Origin of the sequence: Brevundimonas sp. (assembly GCF_965227765.1) — a bacterium.
Classification (GTDB): Bacteria; Pseudomonadota; Alphaproteobacteria; order Caulobacterales; family Caulobacteraceae; genus Brevundimonas.
The window spans coordinates 2,461,101-2,480,182 of record NZ_OZ245778.1; the positions used below are offsets into that span (position 1 = coordinate 2,461,101).

The window sequence follows — 19,082 nt, forward strand, 5'->3', positions numbered from 1 at the left end:
AGGGCGACTTCCACATAGACGGTGCTGCGACGCTCAATGAAAGCTAACCCCAAGGATGCTCGCCGGCACCCCTCGGGAGCGAGTGCGATTGATCCGACAGAATCCGATGCCGGTCATGCTGGCGAAGGCTTTTAATGGCGGTGACGTGACCCCCTGAAACTCCTCCAGGAATAGCTAGAGTCCGCCCCTCGAAAGGACGGACAGAATGAAGCGATCACGGTTCACGGAAGAGCAGATCATCGGAATCTTGCGCGAGCAGGAGGCCGGTGTTCCGGTGGCAGACTTGTGCAGGAAGCACGGGCTGAGCTCGCCGACCTTCTACAAGTGGAAGGCTAAGTATGGCGGCATGGACGTGTCGGAGGCCCGACGTCTGAAGGCGTTGGAAGAGGAGAACGCCAAGTTGAAGCGGATGCTGGCGGACTCGATGCTGGACAACGTCGCGCTGAAGGATCTGCTGGGAAAAAAGTGGTGACGCCCGCTGCGCATCGAGCGGCGGCGGCGCACCTGCAATCAGCCTACGCGATGAGCGAGCGGCGGGCTTGTCGGGTGCTGGGCGTGGATCGGACGAGCGTGCGCTATCAGGCGACACGAGCGGACGACGGCGCCCTGCGGGATCGGCTGAAGGCCCTCGCCCAGGAGCGCCGCCGGTTCGGTTATCGCCGTCTGCATGTGATGCTTCGGCGCGAGGGGCATGCGGTCAACAGGAAGCGGGTCCAGCGGATCTACCGCGAGGAGAATCTGACGGTGCGCCGGCGCGGCGGGCGCAAACGCGCCATGGGCACGCGGCGTCCGCTGGAGATTCCTCTGGTCGCGAACCAGCGCTGGTCGCTGGACTTCGTCTCCGACCAGATGACGGACGGGCGGCGCTTCCGCATCCTGACGGTGATCGACAACTGCACCCGCGAATGCCTCGGGCTCGTCGCCGACACGTCTCTGTCGGGCCGACGGGTGGCGCGCGAGCTCGACGCCATCATCTTGGGGCGGGGACGGCCGGACACGATCATCAGCGACAACGGCACGGAATATACGTCCACCGCCATCCTCGCCTGGGCCGACGACACCGGGGTGGGCTGGCACTACATCGCGCCCGGCAAGCCCCAGCAGAACGGCTTCAACGAGAGCTTCAATGGTCGGCTGCGCGACGAACTGTTGAACGAGACGCTGTTCCGCTCCCTGCCGCACGCCCGTGTCGTGCTCGAAGCCTGGCGGCGCGATTACAACGAAACCCGGCCGCACTCGAAGCTGGGATGGCTGACGCCCAAGGCCTACGCACAGGCGCTCACCGGACACAGCGGCCGGTCTGCTGCGCTGGTTGATGGCTGCTCAGACCGGCCTATTGCCAACCCCGCCAACACCAGTTCAGATCACCAAAGGACTCTCGTTATGGCTGGATGAGAAACGGGGGTCACGTCAACTGCAATAACGCGCACCGCGGCGGAATGACCGCTGGTGAGTAGGCGCAAAAGCGGTTCATCCCACCGGCCGTCATCACCGTTATGGATCCAGAGGTGCGCCACGCCAAAGGCCGCGAAATCCATGTCGCCGCGAGAAGACCTTATCCGGTCATTTCGAATTTTGTCGTGATCATCCGCGACCTCGATCGTCGCCTGAAGAAGGACTGAGTGCGCCTGGGTCTCCGCATCTGGGTGATCCAGCAGCCAGTCGCCGGCGCGGGCAACTAAGGTGCTAGCGATAGCAACAAGATTTGGGTTGGGCTTGTCGGTCGAATTATCGTCGAGCATTCCAGCAAGGAAAGCCGAGCTTTCAGCATCCAGCAGTGCTGCGCTGCGGAGCACGTTTGAAAGCTGCATGGGAAGGTTGGCCTCCCGCCGCGCTTCAGCGTCCTCTGAGTTTCTCCGCGTAATGTCTTCAGCTAGCCGGGTTGGCAAAACGAACTCGTCGCGGTCGGAGCCATTTTCCTCGTCCGGGATCTTCCGGTAGTTGGCTGGGTCCAAAGCAGCGCAAAGACTGTCGAAATCAATGGCTTCATCAGGCTCATCGGGCCTTTGCCATTCGGCGATTGCACCCTTGACGTATATCGCACTCTCGGAGGAGCTTTTTACGAGCGCCACAGACAGGTCGATGAGACGTTGCTGTCGGTACGGGGCGAGGGCCCAATCCTTTGCGATCTCAAATACTGCATCGCCCTCACGTGTCCACGCCCACGCAACAAATCTGTTGCCGATGCCGAGCCGCCAGTTATCGAACCAGTACAATGGCTCGGACGCCAACAGAGGCCGCAGAACGCCTCTCAGTAGCGCGGGCTGAAATTTCGCTATGTTTGTCAGCAGACCGAGGAATGCGACAGACTTACTCTCAGCCAAGATTCTCGAAATGTAGTCGTCTATGTCGACACCGACCTCCAGCTGGAGAGTAAGCCAACGTTCCAATGCATTGAGAGCGCAGTTCAGCTGTCCGTAGCCGTGATCGTCGTCCTGGGTCCAGTCGAATACAGCACAGTTTCCGAGAAAGGCCTTTGGGCCGTCGGGCAGCGGTACCGAAACGGAGGGTGGAGCATGCTCACCGGCGGACGCCCGTCCGGCGACCCAGCGGTCGGTGCAGAAATCCACAAGCTGGAGAAGCGTTGAAAGTGCGGTGTCCGGTTCGATCTGCAGAAACTGGAAGAAGGGACTTTTCCAAAAAGCAGTTGGATAAGATGTGCTCTCGTATTCGAGGCCCAACTTTTCGTGCAAAGCATTCCGAGAGAATTCTTCGACTGGTCGCCCTTCGATAAGAAGGGCGAGAAGTGCTTCGGCCGCCAGCTTGGGACGCACGTGCATCAGCGGGACAAGTGCCGCCGGGACGACCGCAACCTTGTGAAACTGATGGTCGATGCGACCGTCGGGTCCCAGTGGCCAAGCTGGGAGGTCCCTTGAGTTGCGGAAGGAAATTGGGGGCGATGGCCTCTTAGCTTGAGCAGTTTTTGGCTGTTGGGCGCGCTCTTGCTCTTTTCGTTCTTTGGCTTGGGAAACACGTTCGCGGACATCGTCAGCGAGTGGACGCCGTCGAACCATTTCCATGATCCAAGCGCCTATTTCCTCGGGAAGATCGCGAGCCGCAGAAAGGGCAGCGGAATAGAGAGGTTCCCAGTCGTCTCCCAGATAGAGAACGCCTGAACCCTTGTGAACCTGTACCGTGCGGGCGTTAGCGAGGGCGATTTCAGCAAACTCCCTCCTAAACGGCGTCGCGGAGCCATCAGCTAGTGCTGGCGGCATAGTCGTCAGCCAGAACTCACAAATCTTCGACACGGTTGGAGACGCGAGCTCAGCGAGTCGTTCGCGGTGGGCGTAGAGGAAAACCGCCATAGCTGGCCAGCGCCCAATTATAGGCTGCCGAATGTTAGCTTCGATGTAGAGCGCAAGACCCGGCTCGATGGTAAGGGCACCGGAAGGAAATCTTGGTGCCGTAGCGATGTGCAGGAAGCGCTTTAGCAAACGATCCAACATTGCGCCGCCGTTGGCCAGCAACGTCTGCGCCCTTTCCGTGAGCAGTCGGTGGGCGTCCGGATCTAGACAGAGAGCATCGAGTAGGATGCTACTCGCCGCTCGGTCCCCACTCTTTTCCAAATCCTCCAGAGCGACATCCCACGCGCTGGCCGCGCCCGATGGTTCCCGAAGTAAAAAATGGCCGAGCATGCGGAGGGCCGCAGCCCAGAGCGGATTGACGGCCAAAGGAGCCCACTGCGTCGTGTCCTCAGCGACTTGTTTGAGCCATTGAAACCGCGACCAGTCAGCCGCCATATCGTGCTCGAAGACTAACCGGTTCCGATTGGTTGGCCGAAGCGGCAAAACATCCGGAGCATTTGACAGAGCCGTCGCATCGCCGGACTCAAGATCAGCTATCGGAAAGCTGCGTTCAAAGTTCGCTTCGCGCTGGGCGAGTTTCATTAAGAGCCGTTGCACGTCGGGACGGCCCGCCGTCCAATGTCCCCAGATGCGATCGGCTAGCGCGGAGGGGGAGGTCACGTCTGCCTGCGCCAGATGCAGGGTGCCCTCGGCCTGGACAGCCCAACTGAGCATCTTGAGATTGCGGAGCGCTTCGACTGACTGCGCGTCGTTCGCAAGCCAGTGAAGATTAGAAGTCGACAGCAGCGCTTTGCGAACCTCGTCCGCACTGATCGGTATTACCTCGAAAGGCGTAACTGTCCGTTGACCTAGGAGAGCGGCCGCTCGATCAATCCAACTCTCCGCTTGGGTGATGATGATCACCTTCCAAGAAAGCGGATCGGCGGCCAGTGGCACGAGCCTCTCAAGCATGGCTTTGAGACTTGTAAGGGACGCGACCGTGAGCTTCTCGGCCGCATCGATAACCAATACGCTCGGAGCGCTAGTCGAGGTTGCGAGGACTTCTGACAGCGGAAAAGCAAGACCGAGCTTTGAGCGATGAACCTCGCTTGTCATAACGGCCACTTGCTCCGGCCCAAGCCAAACCTGCCGGTCGCTCCTTTCGTCGAGCAGAAGTTTTACGAGCGCTGACTTTCCACTGCCTGAGTCTCCGTACACGAGGGTGAAAGTCTGGCCTTCAACCAGCCTTGCGAGCTGATCTCGCTCCGCCGTGCGGCTGACGGAGTGGCCTGATTGTAGGGTTGTAGCGATCCCAGCCCGGTATTCATCGGTGACCGCTTCGAGCATTTTCCATGAAGCAGCGTAGTCTGGTCGGTGAGTGAGGGCGAACTTGGCTCGGAGCTTTGACCAAAGCTCGTCCACCGTAATCGCGCCGCCGACGACCCGTTTTGAGGCCGCCAAGCCAACAACTTCCTTCCAAATCTCGCGTGCGTCGTCGAGGTTGCCGGAAGCAGCAAGTGTGCGGCTCAACTCGATGCTGTCGTCCCAATCGCGTGACGGCTCCAGCTGGAAGTCTAACGGCATAACCAGAAGTCGACGGAGCAATGCGACCGTCTCCTCGTCGCTCGCCTCTACACCGCCAGAGGGCCGCTTGACGCTCTCGAAAATCTTCTGGTGTTTTGCCGACTTTCGGATGCGAGCCAAAGCGACGGCGTTGGGGCTTTCATTGCACCATTGAACGATGTCAGCCCAAAGTGGATCGAACACATTGTGCCGTCCTCGAGTAACCAAACCTAAGAAATCGGACGAACGGTTCATAGGGCCGGCGTCCGCCCCATCCCAAAGCTCCCACGCCCGAGTAATGAAATCGTTTGGGAAGCCGTTACCCGAGACTTGGAGGCTACTTTTGCACGATAGAGCCAATCGGCTTTCCGAAGGCCCATCTCCAACGGTGACCAGCAAATCGTCGATCCGCCAACCGAGCGCGTCCGCTTGGAACTGAAGCCGTTCAGCACCGGCACCTATGCCCTGAAGTGACCGATCCAGCAGCATTTGGATCAGAAGGCGCGCGGCGACTAGATCTTCAAATTGGTAGCCTGGCCCCCCGGTCGATCGGGTTGTCGCAGAAGCTTTCCTCTGCCGCTTCGGCTTCGGCTTCGAGGTCCCTTTCTTCTCAACACGGGTCATGCTGCCCCTGCCAGTCTCGCCGAAGTGCTTTCCGACGCTACAACGCGACTGCCAAAAAGAGTGGAAGCGGCTCGCCGCCCGGCACCAGTGGAACAGTGGTCGCGTTTCACAGCCTGCTTGTTCATAGCACCGCCTCCATCAGAGACGACCAGTCACACATCGCCTGAACAGTAAGACTAGATCGAACCGAGAACTAAAGTCATCCGGCTTCTATGTTTTAGCCACAACAACAAACACTAGCATCCAAGCCTGAGGAGCTCCGCTTCGAGCGCGGCCCTGTAAGCTGTCTGGGTCTGCGCGGGGGCAGTACGGATGTATTTCGAAGCAGCGTCTAACCTGGCCGCATCGAGCCCGCCTAAGTGGGCGACCGCTTCTGCAAGTGACGGCAGTTGGCCGCGACTGTTTTTCATTCCGGGTGGAAGCGCTGTCCAAACGACACCAAGCAAGCCATTCAATTGGGCCCATTCGCCAATCTGGCTCGCCATTAGATATTCATCCGGATCCGAGAGCGGCCAACGCCCGATGTGCTTTCCTGTCTTCGCCCCTTCGCGCGCTTGAAGAGCAAGGACGGCTTCTTCGAGAGTCGATGCATCGAGCGAACACCACAGCGCTTTGGATGTTGGAACTCCCTCAACCAAAACCAAGGTCAGCCGATCGTCCTGGGACTGGCGAGCGAACTCTATGGGCAGATCTGGGCCGTCGGCACGCCAGACGCTAACGACCGGAAGGCTACCGGGATTCTCGATTAGTGAGCCCCAGCCAATACAAGCGATCGTCATCCGCCCCTCGCTCCTCGATCACTCGTTTTACGCACCCATGGACGCAAAGTTAGACACAAAGGAGATAGACTCTCGCGTTAAATAACTGAAGTTACTAAGTAAAAGGAAGTCGCTTGCCAGAACCTAAATCTGGTGCGTCTACCAGTTCCGCCACATCCGCATTCGGTAGGCGTGACGCTCTACAAGCGCGATGGCCTCGCGTCCATGGCCTTAAGTCCAAAGCCGGATGGCGTCGGGCGAGATCGGGCCGTCCCGCTGGCTGGTATTGGCCGTATAGGACAGCTTGGTCTCGCGCGACCCGCAGCGACAGCGAAAGCGGCTCGACCGACCCGCCACCGGCCACATCCGCCGTGCCCCGAAAAGGGGGCGCGGGTCCATCAGCACCGCGTGGTCGCACGAGGCCGCATCACAGGCGACGATCAGCCGAGCGCCGACGCTGCTTTCTCGATCCTCGGGAACGTACCAATCGGTGCGAATGTCGCGCATGAGCCTGCCTCCTGCGCGCAGATTAGACCTGCGCGGACGAGCGCTCAAACTTTATGTTCTGCATTTGTTCACGATCTTGTGGATCGACAGCCCGTACGGCCGCTTGACATTCGCGCGCTTCAGACCGGCATATCGACACATGCTCGCCGTTCTCGACGGCCGCGAACCCGGGGCTGCCTCATGAGTATCGAACTCTTCGCCCACCCGTTCTCGTCCTACTGCATGAAGGTGCTGATCGCCTTCTATGAGAACGACATCGCCTTCACCTACCGCATGGTCGAGGACCCCGGCGTCGGCGACGAACTGGCGTCGCTGTGGCCAATCAAGAAGTTTCCGCTTCTGCGCGAGGGTGAGCGGGTGGTGCTGGAGACCTCGACCATCATCGAATACCTGCAAGTCCATCATCCTGGGCCGGTCAGGCTGATCCCCGACGATCGTGATCTGGCGATCGAGGCGCGGATGATGGACCGGGTGTTCGACAACTACGTCATGACGCCACAGGGCAAGTTCGTCGTCGACGCCATGCGCCCAGCCGACAGCCGAGATCCCGCCGGCGTCGAGGATGCGCGCCGGATGCTGGAGACCAGCTATACCTGGCTGGATCAGCGGCTTCAGGGACGCACCTGGGCGGTGGGCGAGACCTTCACCCTGGCCGACTGCGCCGCTGCACCTTCATTGTTCTACGCCGACTGGACCCACCGGATTCCCGAGCGACATCACAACCTGCTGGCCTATCGCGCCCGCCTGCTGGAACGCCCTTCCTTCGCCCGCGCCATCGAAGAAGCCCGTCCCTTCCGCCACTACTTCCCGCTCGGCGCACCGGACAGGGATTAGGCGCGGGGCGGACGGAGGTTTTGAACGCCCACTACAGGCCGGCGCAGTATCGCCCGCCGGTGGACCGCGGTCTCAAGTCTGCCTGACCACCCCACGTTGGATCGGGTGCAAGCTATACCAAAGAATGAAGCCCACCATCACGGCCATTCCGATGGCGGAAGGCAGAACTTGGCTCAGAGGTTGCCATTCAGCGAGAAGATTTCCTGCTCCGGCTGAAAGCATGGCGAAGTAGAAGCCGATCATCTTCACGCCGTGATCCAGCGGTCGCACGCGCCGATACCAGACCCCGACCCACAAGGGTCGGCTCAGGTCATAAGCGGTCATGATCAAAAGGTAGCCGATCGTCGTATAGCCGATAGCCGGTGTCCACGACGCATTGCCCTGGCCCATCTGAAACGCAATGAGCAGAGCCATGCCCACGCCCAGGATCGCGAGCAAGGTATCCGGGAACCGTGGTCCGTGCCGGGTCAGCGACAGGGTCCGCAGGCCGCTTAGATACTGATAGCCAGCTGTAAGAGTCGCCGCGACCAGCGGCGCAGGCGGCTTGAAAAGGACTACCGCCAGAATGGCGCTGGCAAGAACCACAAGCCCCAGACCTGCGGTCGTCCGCCCGGACCAACGATGCAAGCGCCCGCCCTTGCGGCTGAATAAGGGAATGAGACCGATGAGCAGCGCCAGGCCGCCGGTCGCGACATGGGTGAGGATGTTCAGCGTATGCGCATCGACCATTCGACGACCTTGCTGGAGGGTATGTCCTTTAGCAAGGTCGCCAGCATTGTCGTCGGCACGACCTTGCCGACAACTGACGGGAGTTCAAGGCAGAGCCTCCCCCAAAGGAGCCGCTCTGCGGTACGGCAAGCCGTCCCTACCGCCCGCCCCGCGTATCGATCAGCGCCGTCAACGACATCCCTGGCGCCAGCCGCTCCGCTGCGGCCTGACCGGGGTCGATCGCGATCCGCACCGGCACGCGCTGGGCCACCTTGGTGAAGTTGCCGGTGGCGTTGTCGGGGCGAATGACGCTGAACTCGGAGCCTGTCGCAGGCGAAATCCGCTCCACATGGCCGCGCAGCACCTGGCCGCCCAGGGCGTCAATCGACAGTTCGACCGGCTGGCCGACCCGGATGTCGCGCATCTGGGTCTCCTTCATGTTCGCCACCACCCAGGTCAGGTGCGGCACCAGCGTCGTCAGTTGCGTGCCCGCCGCCACCGACTGGCCGACACGCACCGACACCTCGCCCAGCCGCCCGTTGCTGGGGGCCGTGATCCGGGTGTTGTCCAGGTTGATCTGGGCCAGCCGGACCTGGGCGCGGGCGTTCTCGACCGCCGCCTCCAGCGAGCCCCGCCCGACGACGGCGGAGGTGACGCCCGTCTGGGCGACGCCCTCCACCGCCCGCGCCTCGGCCAGAGAGGCCTGTGCCGCGCGCAATGAGGCCTGGGTGGTGTCGACCTGGGCCTGGGCCACCCAACCGCCGGCGAACAGGGTGCGGGCGCGGTTGGCGTTGGCCTGGGCCTGAACCAGGGCGGCCTCGGCCCCGGCGATGGAGGCCCGGCGTTGCGCCACCGTCCCCTGGGCCGACGACTGCGTCTGGGCCGAGTTGGCCAGGGCGGCCTCGGCGGAATGCAGGCTGGCCGTCGCCTGCTCCAGCTGCTGGCGATAGATGCGATCATCGACTGTGGCCAGAAGCTGGCCCTGGGTCACGGCCTGATAGTCCTGCACCTGGACCGCCGTGACATATCCGGCGACCTGCGGGCTGATGATGGTCACCTGGCCGCGGACATAGGCGTTGTCCGTGCGCTGGATCGCGCCAGAGAACGGCGGCAGTTTCCAGGCGAACAGCACCAGCAGAATGCCAATCAGAGCCACTCCGCCCAGGACGACAGCGATCATGATGCGCTTTTTCGGATCGGGACCGGAAGGCGTCGGAGCCACTCCGGCCGGGGCGGTCGTGGGGGCGGCTGTGGTTTCTGTAGCGTCGGTCATAGGGTGTCTCAGTGGCTCATGTCGGCGACGGTCGTGTCGGCGTTTCGCGCGGCGCGGCGGGCTTCGATTCTGGGGCGGAAATGGATGAAGGTCGTCCAGGCCGAACCGATGGCGGCGGCGGCGGCGATCAGCATGAAGACGTCGTTGTAGGCCAGGACATGGGCCTGCTGGCTGACCTGCTGCTGCAGCAATTGCAGCCCGTCCGTAGCGCGCAGCGTGGCGTCGCCCTGGGTCCGGGAATAGGCGCCGCCCAGTTGCTGCAACCGCAGGACGACCTGCGGATCGCCCAGGGTGATGCTCTCGGAAAGTTGGCTGGAGTGGAATTTCTCGCGGATGGTCTGCACCGTCCCGACCAGGGCGCCGCCAGCCAGGCCGCCGACGTTCTGCACCACCGAGAAGGTGACGATGAAGCTGACGATGTTCTGGGGCGCCTTGGTCAGCACCTGGACGATGCCGATCATCAGCGCCGGACCGATAAACAGGGCCGAGGCGAAGGCCAGCAGGGCCTGGCTGAAATACAGGTTTGCAGGGCGCGTCAGCACTGTCGCATGGCTGTCGATAAAGGCTCCGACCGCGATCAGGGCCAGGGCGATGGCGATCGGCTTGTAGAGCTTGGCCATGTTCAGACTGAGGGCGCTGACCGCCGTGCCAGCGATCATGGCGAGCAGGATGACCCAGAACAGGCCGTGCAGTTGATCCAGCCCCAACCCCATCTGTTGCAGGAACCCGACAGAGCCCGACGTCTGTTCCGACAACACGACCCGCAGCAGCAGGATGGCCAGGATCAGTCGGATCAGGTCGGCGCCGCCCAGCCATTTCAGGTCGATCAGCGGTTTGGAGCGGTTGAACTCGACAAAAAATGCGGCGCTCAGCAACAGGATCGACCCGATCAGGGCCCAGCCGATCCACGCCGCCTCGGTCCACCAGACCAGTCGTCCCAGGCCCAGAACCGCACACAGCAGGGCCACGCCTGGCGCGAACAGTGCGAATGTCAGGAAGTCCAGCGGCGCATAGGCCTTGATCCGTTGCGCCGGCGGCAGTCGCAGGCTGAACACCGCCGCCAGCGACAGCAGAGCCAGCCCCAGCTCCGACAAATAGAGCCCCTCCCATCCCGCGACATCCAGCAGATGGGACGACGTCAGTCGCGCCACCGGCAGGGCGAAACTGGACAGGCCGATGCCGATGATCAGTCCCTTCAGCCGGTGCGCCGCCGGAAAGGCCTGGATCAGATACAGGAACCCCAGGGTCGACATCCCCGCCCCCGCGATCCCGGCGATGGCGCGGGTCAGAAGCTCGGACTGGAAGGTGCTGGCGAAGACGTTGGCGAGGCAGACCGCGACGAACACGCCCAGCATGATCTTGGCGAACAGCTGTAGGCCGTACTGCTGGCGAAACTTGACCAGCAATAGGTTCATGCAGGCATTGGTCATGACGAAGACCACCGGCAGCCACGCCGCCTCGACCAGGGTGACGCCCAGATGCCCGGCCAGGCTCTGGATATTGGCGGTCACCACCGCATTGCCCAGACTGCCCGTCATCGCCACCAGAATGCCGATGGCGCCATAGTGCAGGCGCCGCCGCCACGGATGGTCGGGCGTGGCCGGAGAGCCCATCATCTGGGGCTTTTCGTGCGGCTGAAGAGTCTTTTCGTACTCTTCCCAAGGCAGGTCGTGGGGGTTGGGCAGGTCGTGCGGATTGCTCATGCGCGGTCTTCCGGGGGCCGTGTCCGCAGCCCATCCAGCAACAACGCGCGAATGCGCCGACCGAAGGCATCGCGCTCGTCCACGCTGGGCCGATTGGCTCCGGCGCCCAGAACCATGGCGATGGCGCGGATATCCTGGGGCTGCAGATCAGCACGGACCAGACCGGCGGACTGCGCCCGCTCCAGCGCAGCGGCGCCGGCCGTCACCAGCTTGTGCCGCATGGGGGCCATCGCGCCCGTGTCCTGATGCTCGCGCAGAGCCGCATCCAGGCCCGCGTTCTGGCCCAACAGGTCGGCCAGTTGGTCCACGAACCAGAAGAAGGCCTGCGGATCGTCGCCTCGCGCCCGCGTCCCGGTCGCCAGGTCCTCGAGCTTCTGCTCGAACACGGCCAGGGCCAGCAGGCCGCGATCGGCGAAGTTCCGATAAAGGGTCGCCCGCCCCACCCCCGCCCGCTCGGCGATGGCGTCCAGGGGCACGTTATAGCCGCGCTCGGCGAACTCGGCGGCGGCGGCGTCGATCAGGGCCGCGCGGCGTTCGACCGCGTCCTTTCGGGGAGCCCGTGTTCTGGCCGTTTCGCTCATTCTGGCTAAGTGGACACAAGTGTCCGGTTACGCAAGGGGGCGAGCCGCTACAGCCGCCAGATTTCCGATCGGCCGCCCTGTTCGCCCAGGTGTTCGACCACCCAGCCGCAGATTTCCACCGCCGCTTCGTCCGTTCCCTCGGGCGGATTGACCACCACCATGGCGCAGCCGTTCATCTTCATCGGGTTGAGCAAGGGCCTGAGCCGCGCCTCGGCCACCACCGTCGGACCCGCAGGCCCCAACCGCCGCAGGAAGCCGTCGAAGGTCTCCATGTCCTTGATCGGCGTCCAGATCGCCACGGTCGCTTTCGGGGCCGACTTCAGGATCGCCAGCGTCGTCTCCGCCGCCCGCACATAGTCGTCCGGCTGCTCGAACGGGGGGTCGATCAGCACCAGGGGCGCCGACACGCTGGCGGCCTCGCTCAGCACGGCCTTGTAGCCATCACCGGGCCGGCCCGTCGCATTCGGATACCGTTTCAGGCTGTCGACCAGCAGGGAGGCGACGTCGCCGCTGATCTCGAACCCGGCGTAGCGATCGTCAGGCCTCAGGTTGCGCGCGACCAGCATGGGCGAGCCTGGATACCACCGCATATCGCCTGACCTGTTCAGCGCCGCGACCTCGGCCGCCAGGGCCTCGATCAGAGGCGGACGCGCATCCGCCGACATCAGGCGCGCGATCCCGGCCTCGGCCTCGCGAGACCGCGTGGCGTCGCCCGCAAGGTCGTACAGGCCAGCCCCCGCATGGGTGTCCAGCACGGTCACGGGACCCGCGACCTGCCGCGTCTTCAGCAGCCAGAGCACCAGGGCGTGCTTGACCACATCGGCGAAGTTTCCGGCATGAAAGCTGTGTCGATAGTTCATCCCGGCTCGTCCCCCGCCCACGCGCCGGGGTCAAGGCCGGAACCGCCCGCCTCGAAGAGTCGTTCGGCGCAAGCCCTTGATCGGACGACGACATGCCCGCCCACAAATCCTCCGCGACCCAGCCCGCCGCCCCCCGCGAGGTGCCCAAGGGCCTGACATATTGCAGCGACGAAAGCCCCGGCATCCGCCGCTCCAAGAGCGGCTCGGGCTTCACCTACCACGACGCCAAGGGCGCCCTGATCAAGGACAAGGCCGTCATCGCCCGCATCAACGCCCTGGCCATTCCTCCCGCCTGGACCGACGTATGGATCTGCCCGCGCAGCTCCGGCCATATCCAGGCCACCGGCCGCGACGCCAAGGGCCGCAAGCAATACCGCTATCACGACGACTGGAGCACGGCCCGGTCCGAGACCAAGTTCGACCGCTTGTCCGCCTTCGCCCGCGCCCTGCCCCGCCTGAGAAAACGCGTTGACGCCGACCTGTCCAGGCGCGGCGTCACCCGCGACAAGGTCCTGGCCACCGCCGTCCGATTGCTGGAAATCACCCTGATCCGGGTCGGCAACGCCCAGTACGCCAAGGCCAATCGCTCCTATGGTCTGACCACCCTGAACAAGCGCCACCTCGACGTGGACGGCGCGGCCCTGACCTTCGAGTTTCGCGGCAAGAGCGGCGTGGAGCACAAGGTCAGCGTCCGCGACCGGAAACTGGCCACCGTGGTCCGGTCCCTGCGCGAACTGCCGGGCCAGCAGATCTTCAAATACCGCACGCCCGACGGTGAGCTGTGTCCGATCACCTCGGATGACGTGAACGCCTATATCCACAACGCCATGGGCGACGGCTTCTCGGCCAAGGATTTCCGCACCTGGGCCGGCACGGTCTCGGCCGCCCGCGCCCTGCGCGACGCAGAGCCGCCGACCTCTCCCACCGACGCGAAGCGCAAGCTCAATGTCTGCGTGAAGGCTGTCGCCGGCCTCTTGGGCAACACCCCCACCGTCTGCCGCGCCTCCTATGTCCACCCGGCGGTGTTCGACCTCTATCAGTCGGGTCGCATCGGCCAGGTCCTGCCGGGTTCCGATACCGCAGGCTTCGAAAAGGCGCTTCTGAAAGCCCTCAAGTCATAGATTTCAAAAACCAAAACGCTGTCTGTCGAAAAACTGCAATCACTCGACAGTAAATCTCGACTGTACAGATAGGATTTAAATGCGACCGTCATGGGGCCGCACGACGCGGCTGCAGGAAATCCCATGCCTATCTCGAAACTCTCCCCCCGATCCGGTCTGATGGCGGCGGTGTCCACCCTCGCGATCTGCGCCATCGGCGCACCTGCGGCTGCCGAGACCGATATCGCTGCGACTGCGCCCGATGCGCCTGCCCAGAGCGCACGACCGGTCACCGATCCCAGCTTCGCCAGCGTCGGCGACATCGTCGTCACCGCGCGCCGTCGCAACGAACGCGCCCAGGACGTGCCCATCGCCCTGACGGTCGTGAACGAGGAACTGCTGAACCGCACCGGCGCCTATAACGTCGGCCAGGTCACCCAGTTAGCCCCCTCGGTGCAGTTGCTGACCTCCAACCCGCGCAACACCGCCATCACCATCCGTGGCCTGGGCGCCAGCTACGGCCTGGCCAACGACGGTCTGGAACAGGGCGTCGGCATCTATGTCGATCAGGTCTATTACGGCCGCCCGGCGACCGCGACGCTCGACTTCGTCGACATCGACCGGATCGAGATCCTGCGGGGGCCCCAGGGCACTCTGTTCGGCAAGAACACCACCGCCGGCGCCCTGAACATCACCACCCGCGCCGCCTCCTTCACCCCCGAGGCCCAGGGCGAGGTCACGGTTGGCGACTATGGCCTGTTCCAGTTCAAGGGCACGGTGTCCGGTCCCCTGATCGCCGAGACCCTGGCCGGTCGCCTGTCGTTCGTGAAGACCGAGCGCGACGGCCTGCTGGACAATGTCACTACCGGCGAGGCGCAGAACTCGCAGGACAGCTGGAGCCTGCGCGGCCAGCTGCTGTACCAGCCGACAGAGCAACTTCAGGTCCGCCTCTACGGCGACTATTCGGAACAGTCGCCCGTCTGCTGCACGCAGGTCTTTGTCACCGCCGGCGAGACCCTGAAGCCCGCAGGCCAGCAGTTTGAGGCCCTGGCCGCCGGTCGCGGCTATACGCCCGGCAGCCTGGACTGGCGCGACCGCATCTCGGACGTCGATTCCGGCATCCAGGCGGACCAGCGTCACCGCGGCGTCTCGGCGATTGTCGACTATGATTTCGGCGCCTTCACCCTGACCTCCATCAGCGCATACCGCGACTGGAAATGGGGCCCGGAGAACGATCGCGACTACACCGCCCTCGACATCGTCCGTCAGTCGGCCAACCCGTCCGAACAGAACCAGTTCAGCCAGGAGCTGCGCCTGTCCTCCAACGGCAATAACCGCATCGACTGGACCGCCGGTCTGTATTTCTTTGACCAGACCGTGGAGACCCACGGCGTCACCGAATACGGCGCCGACGCCAGCTACTGGCTGCTGCCGACCCAGGGCCTGCCAGACGCCCTGCTGGACGGATACACGGTGTTCAACGACTCCAAGATCAACACCAAGTCCTACGCCGCCTATGGTCAGTTCACCTGGAACATCACCGACCGCTGGCATCTGACGCCAGGCCTTCGCTACACCTATGAGGACAAGGAAGGCGAATACGCCGCCACCGTCACCGGCGGTTCGGTCGTGGTCCCCGGCTCGAACGAGGACACGCGCCGCAAGGGCGTGGCCAGGCCCCAGGCCTATGCCGCCGCCTTTGACGACTCGGACGTCTCGGGCCAGGTCGCCCTGTCCTATGACGTGACCGACGACGTGCTGGCCTATGTCAGCTATGCGCGGGGCTACAAGTCGGGCGGCATCAACATGGCGGGCATCCCCAACCTGCCGGACGGGTCGCCGTCCCTGACCAACGCCGTGGTCGATCCCGAAGCCGTGGAGACCTGGGAGTTCGGACTCAAGGCCCAGGCGTTCGAGCGGCGCCTGACGACAAACTTCGCCATCTACAACACCGTGGTCGAGGACTATCAGGCCAATGTCGTCGACACCGGCCCGGGCTCGCTGCGCGGCTATCTGGCCAATGCCGAGAAGGTCGAGATCCGCGGCGTCGAACTGGACGCCTTCGCCCGGCCGAACGAACACCTGGACCTCTATGCCAATGTGTCATGGACGGATGCGGAGTACGCCTCCTTCGCCAACGGCCCCTGCCCGCTGGAACTGATCGGTTCGACGACCGTGGCCTGCGATCTCAGCGGCAAGGAGTTGCCCGGCGTTTCGCCCTGGGCCGGTTCGCTGGGCGGCGAGTTCCACGCCGACACCACCCTGCTGGGCCGGCCGGGCGAGGCCTATTTCGGCGCCGACGCCAGCTATCGCTCGACCTACAACTCCGACGCCTCGGCCTCGAAATACACCGAGATCGACGGCTATGGGCTGGTCAACCTGCGCGCCGGTTTCCGCGCCGAGAGCGGCTGGGAAGCCTTCGTCTTCGTCAAGAACGCGTTCGACGAGGACTATCTGCAGTTCGTCAGCGTCCAGTCCGGCAACTCGGGCCTGGTCATCGGCAACCCCGGCGATCCGCGCACGGTCGGCCTTACGCTACGGGCACGGTACTAGCGGGCGTCTCCGCCAGATCGGCGAGGGTGCGGCGCTCTAGCACTTCGGCAAGAGCGTCGCGGCCCTCCAGAAGGACGTCGCGGATGCGGCACGCTTCCACATCGACGCAGTCGTTGCAGGCGGCGTAGCGGGTCCGCGACGCGCAGGGCGCCAGGGCCAGCGGCCCGTCCATGCTGCGGATGATGTCGGCGACGGTGATCTGGTCGGCGGCCCGCGCCAGGCGGTAACCGCCCGCCCTGCCCCGCGTGCTGGACAGGATGTCATCCCGCTTCAACCGCAGCAGGATCGCCTCCAGATATTTGCGCGGCGCGCCCGCCGCCCCCGCGACCTCAAGGATCGAGACGGAATCGGGCGCGCGCTGGGCCAGCACGATCAGGGCGCGAACGGCGTAACGGGCGGTATCGGACAGCATGGCTTAAGCTGAAATCACGCCGCCTTCTCCCAGTCCAGCACGACCTTGCCCGACTGACCCGACTTCATGGCCTCGAAACCCTCTGCGTAGCGGTCATAGGCCATGCGGTGGGTGATCAGCGGCTCCAGATCCAGACCCGCCTTCAGCAGGCCCAGCATCTTGCGCCAGGTGGTGAACATCTCGCGCCCATAGACGCCCTTTATGGTCAGGGCCTTGAGGATGATCGCGCCCCAATCGGTCTCCATCGGCCTGGACGGAATGCCCAGCATGGCCATGCCGCCGCCCATGATCAGGGTGTCGACGCACTGCTTGAAGGCGATGGGCGAGCCCGACATCTCCAGCGCCACGTCGAACCCGACCTTGAGGCCCAGCTCGTGCATGACGTCGTGCAGATCTTCCTTGGTCGTGTTCACCGTGCGGACGCCCGGCGCGACCTTCTGGGCCAGATCCAGGCGGAAGTCGTTGATGTCGGTCAGCACGACGGTGCGCGCCCCGGCGTGACGCGCCACGGCCGCAGCCATCATGCCGATGGGGCCTGCGCCCGTGACCAGCACATCCTCGCCCAACAGGTCGAACTGCTGGGCCGTGTGCACCGCATTGCCGAACGGATCGAGCATGGAGGCCACATCGTCCGACACGTCGTCGGGCAGTTCGATGACGTTGAAGGCCGGCGCCACGACGAACTCGGCAAAGGCGCCCTGACGGTTCACGCCGATGCCGCGCGTATGCGGGTCCAGATGGAAATGCCCGGCGCGCGCGGCTTCCGAGTTCAGGTCGATGACATGACCCTCCGCCGAGACCCGCTGACCGATTTTCAGCGGCCGGTTCACGTCCGAGCCGATGGCAACGATCTCGCCGGAGAATTCGTGGCCGGTGATCATCGGCGTCGGCACGTTCTTCTGGGACCACTCGTCCCAGTTCCAGATGTGGATATCGGTGCCGCAGACCGCCGTCCGCTTCACCCGGATCAGCACGTCCTCGGGACCTGCGACGGGGATGGGCGCGTCGATCAGTTCGAGACCGATCTCGGGCCGCATCTTGGCCAGGGCTTTCATGGTGTTCGACATCTAGATCACTCCCAATTCTGCGCCAGCCTGTTTGAACGCAGCAACCGTGCGATCGATCTGTTCGAATGTATGCGCCGCCGACATCTGCGTGCGGATCCTCGCGGCGCCGCGCGGCACCACCGGGAAAGAGAAGCCGATGACATAGACGCCCAGCTCCAGCATCCGCGCCGCCAGCGTCTGGGCCAGTTTGGCGTCACCCAGCATGACGGGGATGATCGGATGCTCGCCGGGCAGCAGGTCGAAACCGGCTTCGGTCATCGCCGCGCGATAGCGTTGGGCGTTGGCCGTCAGTTGCGTCCTCAGGGCGTCGCCCTCGGACCCCTGCGCGATGCGGATGGCTTCCATCGAGGCGCCGCAGATGCTGGGCGCCAGGGCGTTGGAGAACAGATAGGGCCGCGCCCGCTGCTTCAGCAGTTGCACCACCGAGGCCGAGGCGCAGATGAAGCCGCCCATGGCCCCGCCCAGGGCCTTGCCGAAGGTGCCGCTCAGGAAGTCGATCTCGACGCCGTGGTGGGCGAAGGACCCCCGCCCCTGCGGTCCCAGGAAGCCCGTGGCATGGCAGTCGTCGACCATGATCAGGGCGTCGTACTTGTCGGCCAGAGCCCGGATGTCCTTCAGCTTGGCGATATAGCCGTCCATCGAGAAGGCGCCGTCGGTGGCGATGACGATGTTGCGCACGCCCTCGGCCCGCGCCGCCTTCAGCTGGGTCTCCAGATCGTCCATGTCCGAGGTGGCGAAGCGATAGCGCTTGGCCTTGCACAACCTCACCCCGTCGATGATCGAGGCGTGGTTCAGGCTGTCGGAGACGATGGCGTCCTCGGCCCCGAACAGAGGCTCGAACAGGCCGCCGTTGGCGTCGAACGCGGCGGCGAAGAGGATGGCGTCCTCGAAGCCCAGATAGTCGGCGATCGACCGCTCGAGTTCCTTGTGGATGTCCAGCGTGCCGCAGATGAAACGCACCGAGGCCGTCCCGCCGCCGCGCCGTTCGGAGGCCGCATTGGCCGCATCCACGATCCGTTGAGCCCCGGCCAGACCCAGATAGTTGTTGGCGCAGAAGTTCAGCACCTTGCGCCCACCGACCTCGATCTCCGGCCCCTGACGCGAGGCGATGATCCGCTCGGGCTTGGTCAGGCCTTGCGCGTCGATGTCGGCCAGTTCGGCGGCGATGCGGGCGTGGAAATCCGTGGATTCTGTCGACATGGGTCCTCGTCGCGGTTTGATCCGCCGGTTACGCCCATTTCAGCGACAGCGCCAG

Annotated in this window: 15 protein-coding genes; 4 read left to right on the forward strand and 11 right to left on the reverse strand. The window is 63.9% G+C overall.

What is annotated here, in order from left to right; translation table 11 throughout:
- Positions 1 to 205: 205 nt before the first annotated feature.
- A protein-coding gene (locus ACO05L_RS11900) for an IS3 family transposase (protein ID WP_421729385.1) occupies positions 206 to 1,395 on the forward strand; the annotation gives its coding sequence in 2 pieces (ribosomal slippage) (positions 206 to 458 and positions 458 to 1,395; 1,191 coding nt in all).
- Here the strand turns inward: ACO05L_RS11900 and ACO05L_RS11905 are convergent.
- From ACO05L_RS11905 to ACO05L_RS11915, 3 genes are all read right to left on the reverse strand, one after another.
- Positions 1,365 to 5,471, reverse strand: coding sequence for a hypothetical protein (locus tag ACO05L_RS11905; protein WP_421729386.1), 4,107 nt, complete (start codon positions 5,469 to 5,471; stop codon positions 1,365 to 1,367). The two genes, ACO05L_RS11900 and ACO05L_RS11905, sit on opposite strands and share 31 nt — an antisense overlap.
- Positions 5,472 to 5,707: 236 nt before the next feature.
- The gene (locus ACO05L_RS11910) at positions 5,708 to 6,250 is read right to left on the reverse strand and encodes a hypothetical protein (protein WP_421729387.1); all 543 of its coding nucleotides are present in this window, start codon (positions 6,248 to 6,250) and stop codon (positions 5,708 to 5,710) included.
- A gap of 210 nt (positions 6,251 to 6,460) precedes the next feature.
- Complete coding sequence (locus ACO05L_RS11915; protein WP_421729388.1) at positions 6,461 to 6,736, reverse strand: hypothetical protein; 276 nt, start codon at positions 6,734 to 6,736, stop codon at positions 6,461 to 6,463.
- 180 nt (positions 6,737 to 6,916) lie between these two features.
- Between ACO05L_RS11915 and ACO05L_RS11920 the strand changes: the two genes are divergently transcribed.
- Positions 6,917 to 7,570: a glutathione S-transferase family protein gene (locus ACO05L_RS11920; protein ID WP_421729389.1), complete on the forward strand. Its 654-nt coding sequence runs from the start codon at positions 6,917 to 6,919 to the stop codon at positions 7,568 to 7,570.
- A gap of 72 nt (positions 7,571 to 7,642) precedes the next feature.
- Here the strand turns inward: ACO05L_RS11920 and ACO05L_RS11925 are convergent, their stop codons facing one another.
- The 5 genes from ACO05L_RS11925 to rlmJ all read right to left on the reverse strand — a co-directional run bounded on the left by ACO05L_RS11925 (position 7,643) and on the right by rlmJ (position 12,695).
- Positions 7,643 to 8,299 (reverse strand): hypothetical protein, encoded by a 657-nt coding sequence (locus ACO05L_RS11925; protein WP_421729390.1) that lies wholly within the window; start codon positions 8,297 to 8,299, stop codon positions 7,643 to 7,645.
- A gap of 136 nt (positions 8,300 to 8,435) precedes the next feature.
- Entirely contained in the window at positions 8,436 to 9,551 is a 1,116-nt protein-coding gene (locus ACO05L_RS11930; RefSeq protein ID WP_421729391.1) for an HlyD family secretion protein, read from the reverse strand.
- 8 nt (positions 9,552 to 9,559) lie between these two features.
- Positions 9,560 to 11,254, reverse strand: a complete 1,695-nt coding sequence (locus ACO05L_RS11935) for an MFS transporter (protein WP_421729392.1) — start codon at positions 11,252 to 11,254, stop codon at positions 9,560 to 9,562.
- Entirely contained in the window at positions 11,251 to 11,835 is a 585-nt protein-coding gene (locus ACO05L_RS11940; RefSeq protein ID WP_421729393.1) for a TetR/AcrR family transcriptional regulator, read from the reverse strand. The genes ACO05L_RS11935 and ACO05L_RS11940 overlap by 4 nt, the downstream gene beginning before the upstream one ends.
- A gap of 47 nt (positions 11,836 to 11,882) precedes the next feature.
- Positions 11,883 to 12,695, reverse strand: a complete 813-nt coding sequence (rlmJ, locus tag ACO05L_RS11945; RefSeq protein ID WP_421729394.1) for a 23S rRNA (adenine(2030)-N(6))-methyltransferase RlmJ — start codon at positions 12,693 to 12,695, stop codon at positions 11,883 to 11,885.
- A 92-nt stretch (positions 12,696 to 12,787) separates the two neighbouring features.
- Here rlmJ and ACO05L_RS11950 point away from each other — a divergent pair, with 92 nt between their 5' ends.
- On the forward strand, positions 12,788 to 13,816 hold the full coding sequence (locus ACO05L_RS11950; protein ID WP_421729395.1) for a DNA topoisomerase IB: 1,029 nt from the start codon (positions 12,788 to 12,790) through the stop codon (positions 13,814 to 13,816).
- Between the two features lie 123 nt (positions 13,817 to 13,939).
- Complete coding sequence (locus ACO05L_RS11955; protein ID WP_421729396.1) at positions 13,940 to 16,348, forward strand: TonB-dependent receptor; 2,409 nt, start codon at positions 13,940 to 13,942, stop codon at positions 16,346 to 16,348.
- Here the strand turns inward: ACO05L_RS11955 and ACO05L_RS11960 are convergent.
- The 3 genes from ACO05L_RS11960 to ACO05L_RS11970 are packed head-to-tail and all read right to left on the reverse strand — an operon-like array spanning position 16,326 to position 19,027.
- Positions 16,326 to 16,760: an RrF2 family transcriptional regulator gene (locus ACO05L_RS11960; protein WP_421729397.1), complete on the reverse strand. Its 435-nt coding sequence runs from the start codon at positions 16,758 to 16,760 to the stop codon at positions 16,326 to 16,328. The two genes, ACO05L_RS11955 and ACO05L_RS11960, sit on opposite strands and share 23 nt — an antisense overlap.
- A gap of 14 nt (positions 16,761 to 16,774) precedes the next feature.
- Positions 16,775 to 17,815, reverse strand: coding sequence for an L-threonine 3-dehydrogenase (gene tdh / locus ACO05L_RS11965; RefSeq protein WP_421731686.1), 1,041 nt, complete (start codon positions 17,813 to 17,815; stop codon positions 16,775 to 16,777).
- Between the two features lie 12 nt (positions 17,816 to 17,827).
- Positions 17,828 to 19,027 (reverse strand): glycine C-acetyltransferase, encoded by a 1,200-nt coding sequence (locus tag ACO05L_RS11970; protein ID WP_421729398.1) that lies wholly within the window; start codon positions 19,025 to 19,027, stop codon positions 17,828 to 17,830.
- Positions 19,028 to 19,082: the final 55 nt, after the last annotated feature.

Excerpts from the sequence above, each read along its gene's own strand:
- ACO05L_RS11905 (WP_421729386.1), bottom strand. The coding sequence starts at position 5,471 with ATGACCCGTGTTGAGAAGAAAGGGACCTCGAAGCCGAAGCCGAAGCGG.
- ACO05L_RS11910 (WP_421729387.1), bottom strand. The coding sequence starts at position 6,250 with ATGACGATCGCTTGTATTGGCTGGGGCTCACTAATCGAGAATCCCGGT.
- ACO05L_RS11915 (WP_421729388.1), bottom strand. The coding sequence starts at position 6,736 with ATGCGCGACATTCGCACCGATTGGTACGTTCCCGAGGATCGAGAAAGC.
- ACO05L_RS11920 (WP_421729389.1), top strand. The coding sequence starts at position 6,917 with ATGAGTATCGAACTCTTCGCCCACCCGTTCTCGTCCTACTGCATGAAG.
- ACO05L_RS11925 (WP_421729390.1), bottom strand. The coding sequence starts at position 8,299 with ATGGTCGATGCGCATACGCTGAACATCCTCACCCATGTCGCGACCGGC.
- ACO05L_RS11930 (WP_421729391.1), bottom strand. The coding sequence starts at position 9,551 with ATGACCGACGCTACAGAAACCACAGCCGCCCCCACGACCGCCCCGGCC.
- ACO05L_RS11935 (WP_421729392.1), bottom strand. The coding sequence starts at position 11,254 with ATGAGCAATCCGCACGACCTGCCCAACCCCCACGACCTGCCTTGGGAA.
- ACO05L_RS11940 (WP_421729393.1), bottom strand. The coding sequence starts at position 11,835 with ATGAGCGAAACGGCCAGAACACGGGCTCCCCGAAAGGACGCGGTCGAA.
- rlmJ (WP_421729394.1), bottom strand. The coding sequence starts at position 12,695 with ATGAACTATCGACACAGCTTTCATGCCGGAAACTTCGCCGATGTGGTC.
- ACO05L_RS11950 (WP_421729395.1), top strand. The coding sequence starts at position 12,788 with ATGCCCGCCCACAAATCCTCCGCGACCCAGCCCGCCGCCCCCCGCGAG.
- ACO05L_RS11955 (WP_421729396.1), top strand. The coding sequence starts at position 13,940 with ATGCCTATCTCGAAACTCTCCCCCCGATCCGGTCTGATGGCGGCGGTG.
- ACO05L_RS11960 (WP_421729397.1), bottom strand. The coding sequence starts at position 16,760 with ATGCTGTCCGATACCGCCCGTTACGCCGTTCGCGCCCTGATCGTGCTG.
- tdh (WP_421731686.1), bottom strand. The coding sequence starts at position 17,815 with ATGAAAGCCCTGGCCAAGATGCGGCCCGAGATCGGTCTCGAACTGATC.
- ACO05L_RS11970 (WP_421729398.1), bottom strand. The coding sequence starts at position 19,027 with ATGTCGACAGAATCCACGGATTTCCACGCCCGCATCGCCGCCGAACTG.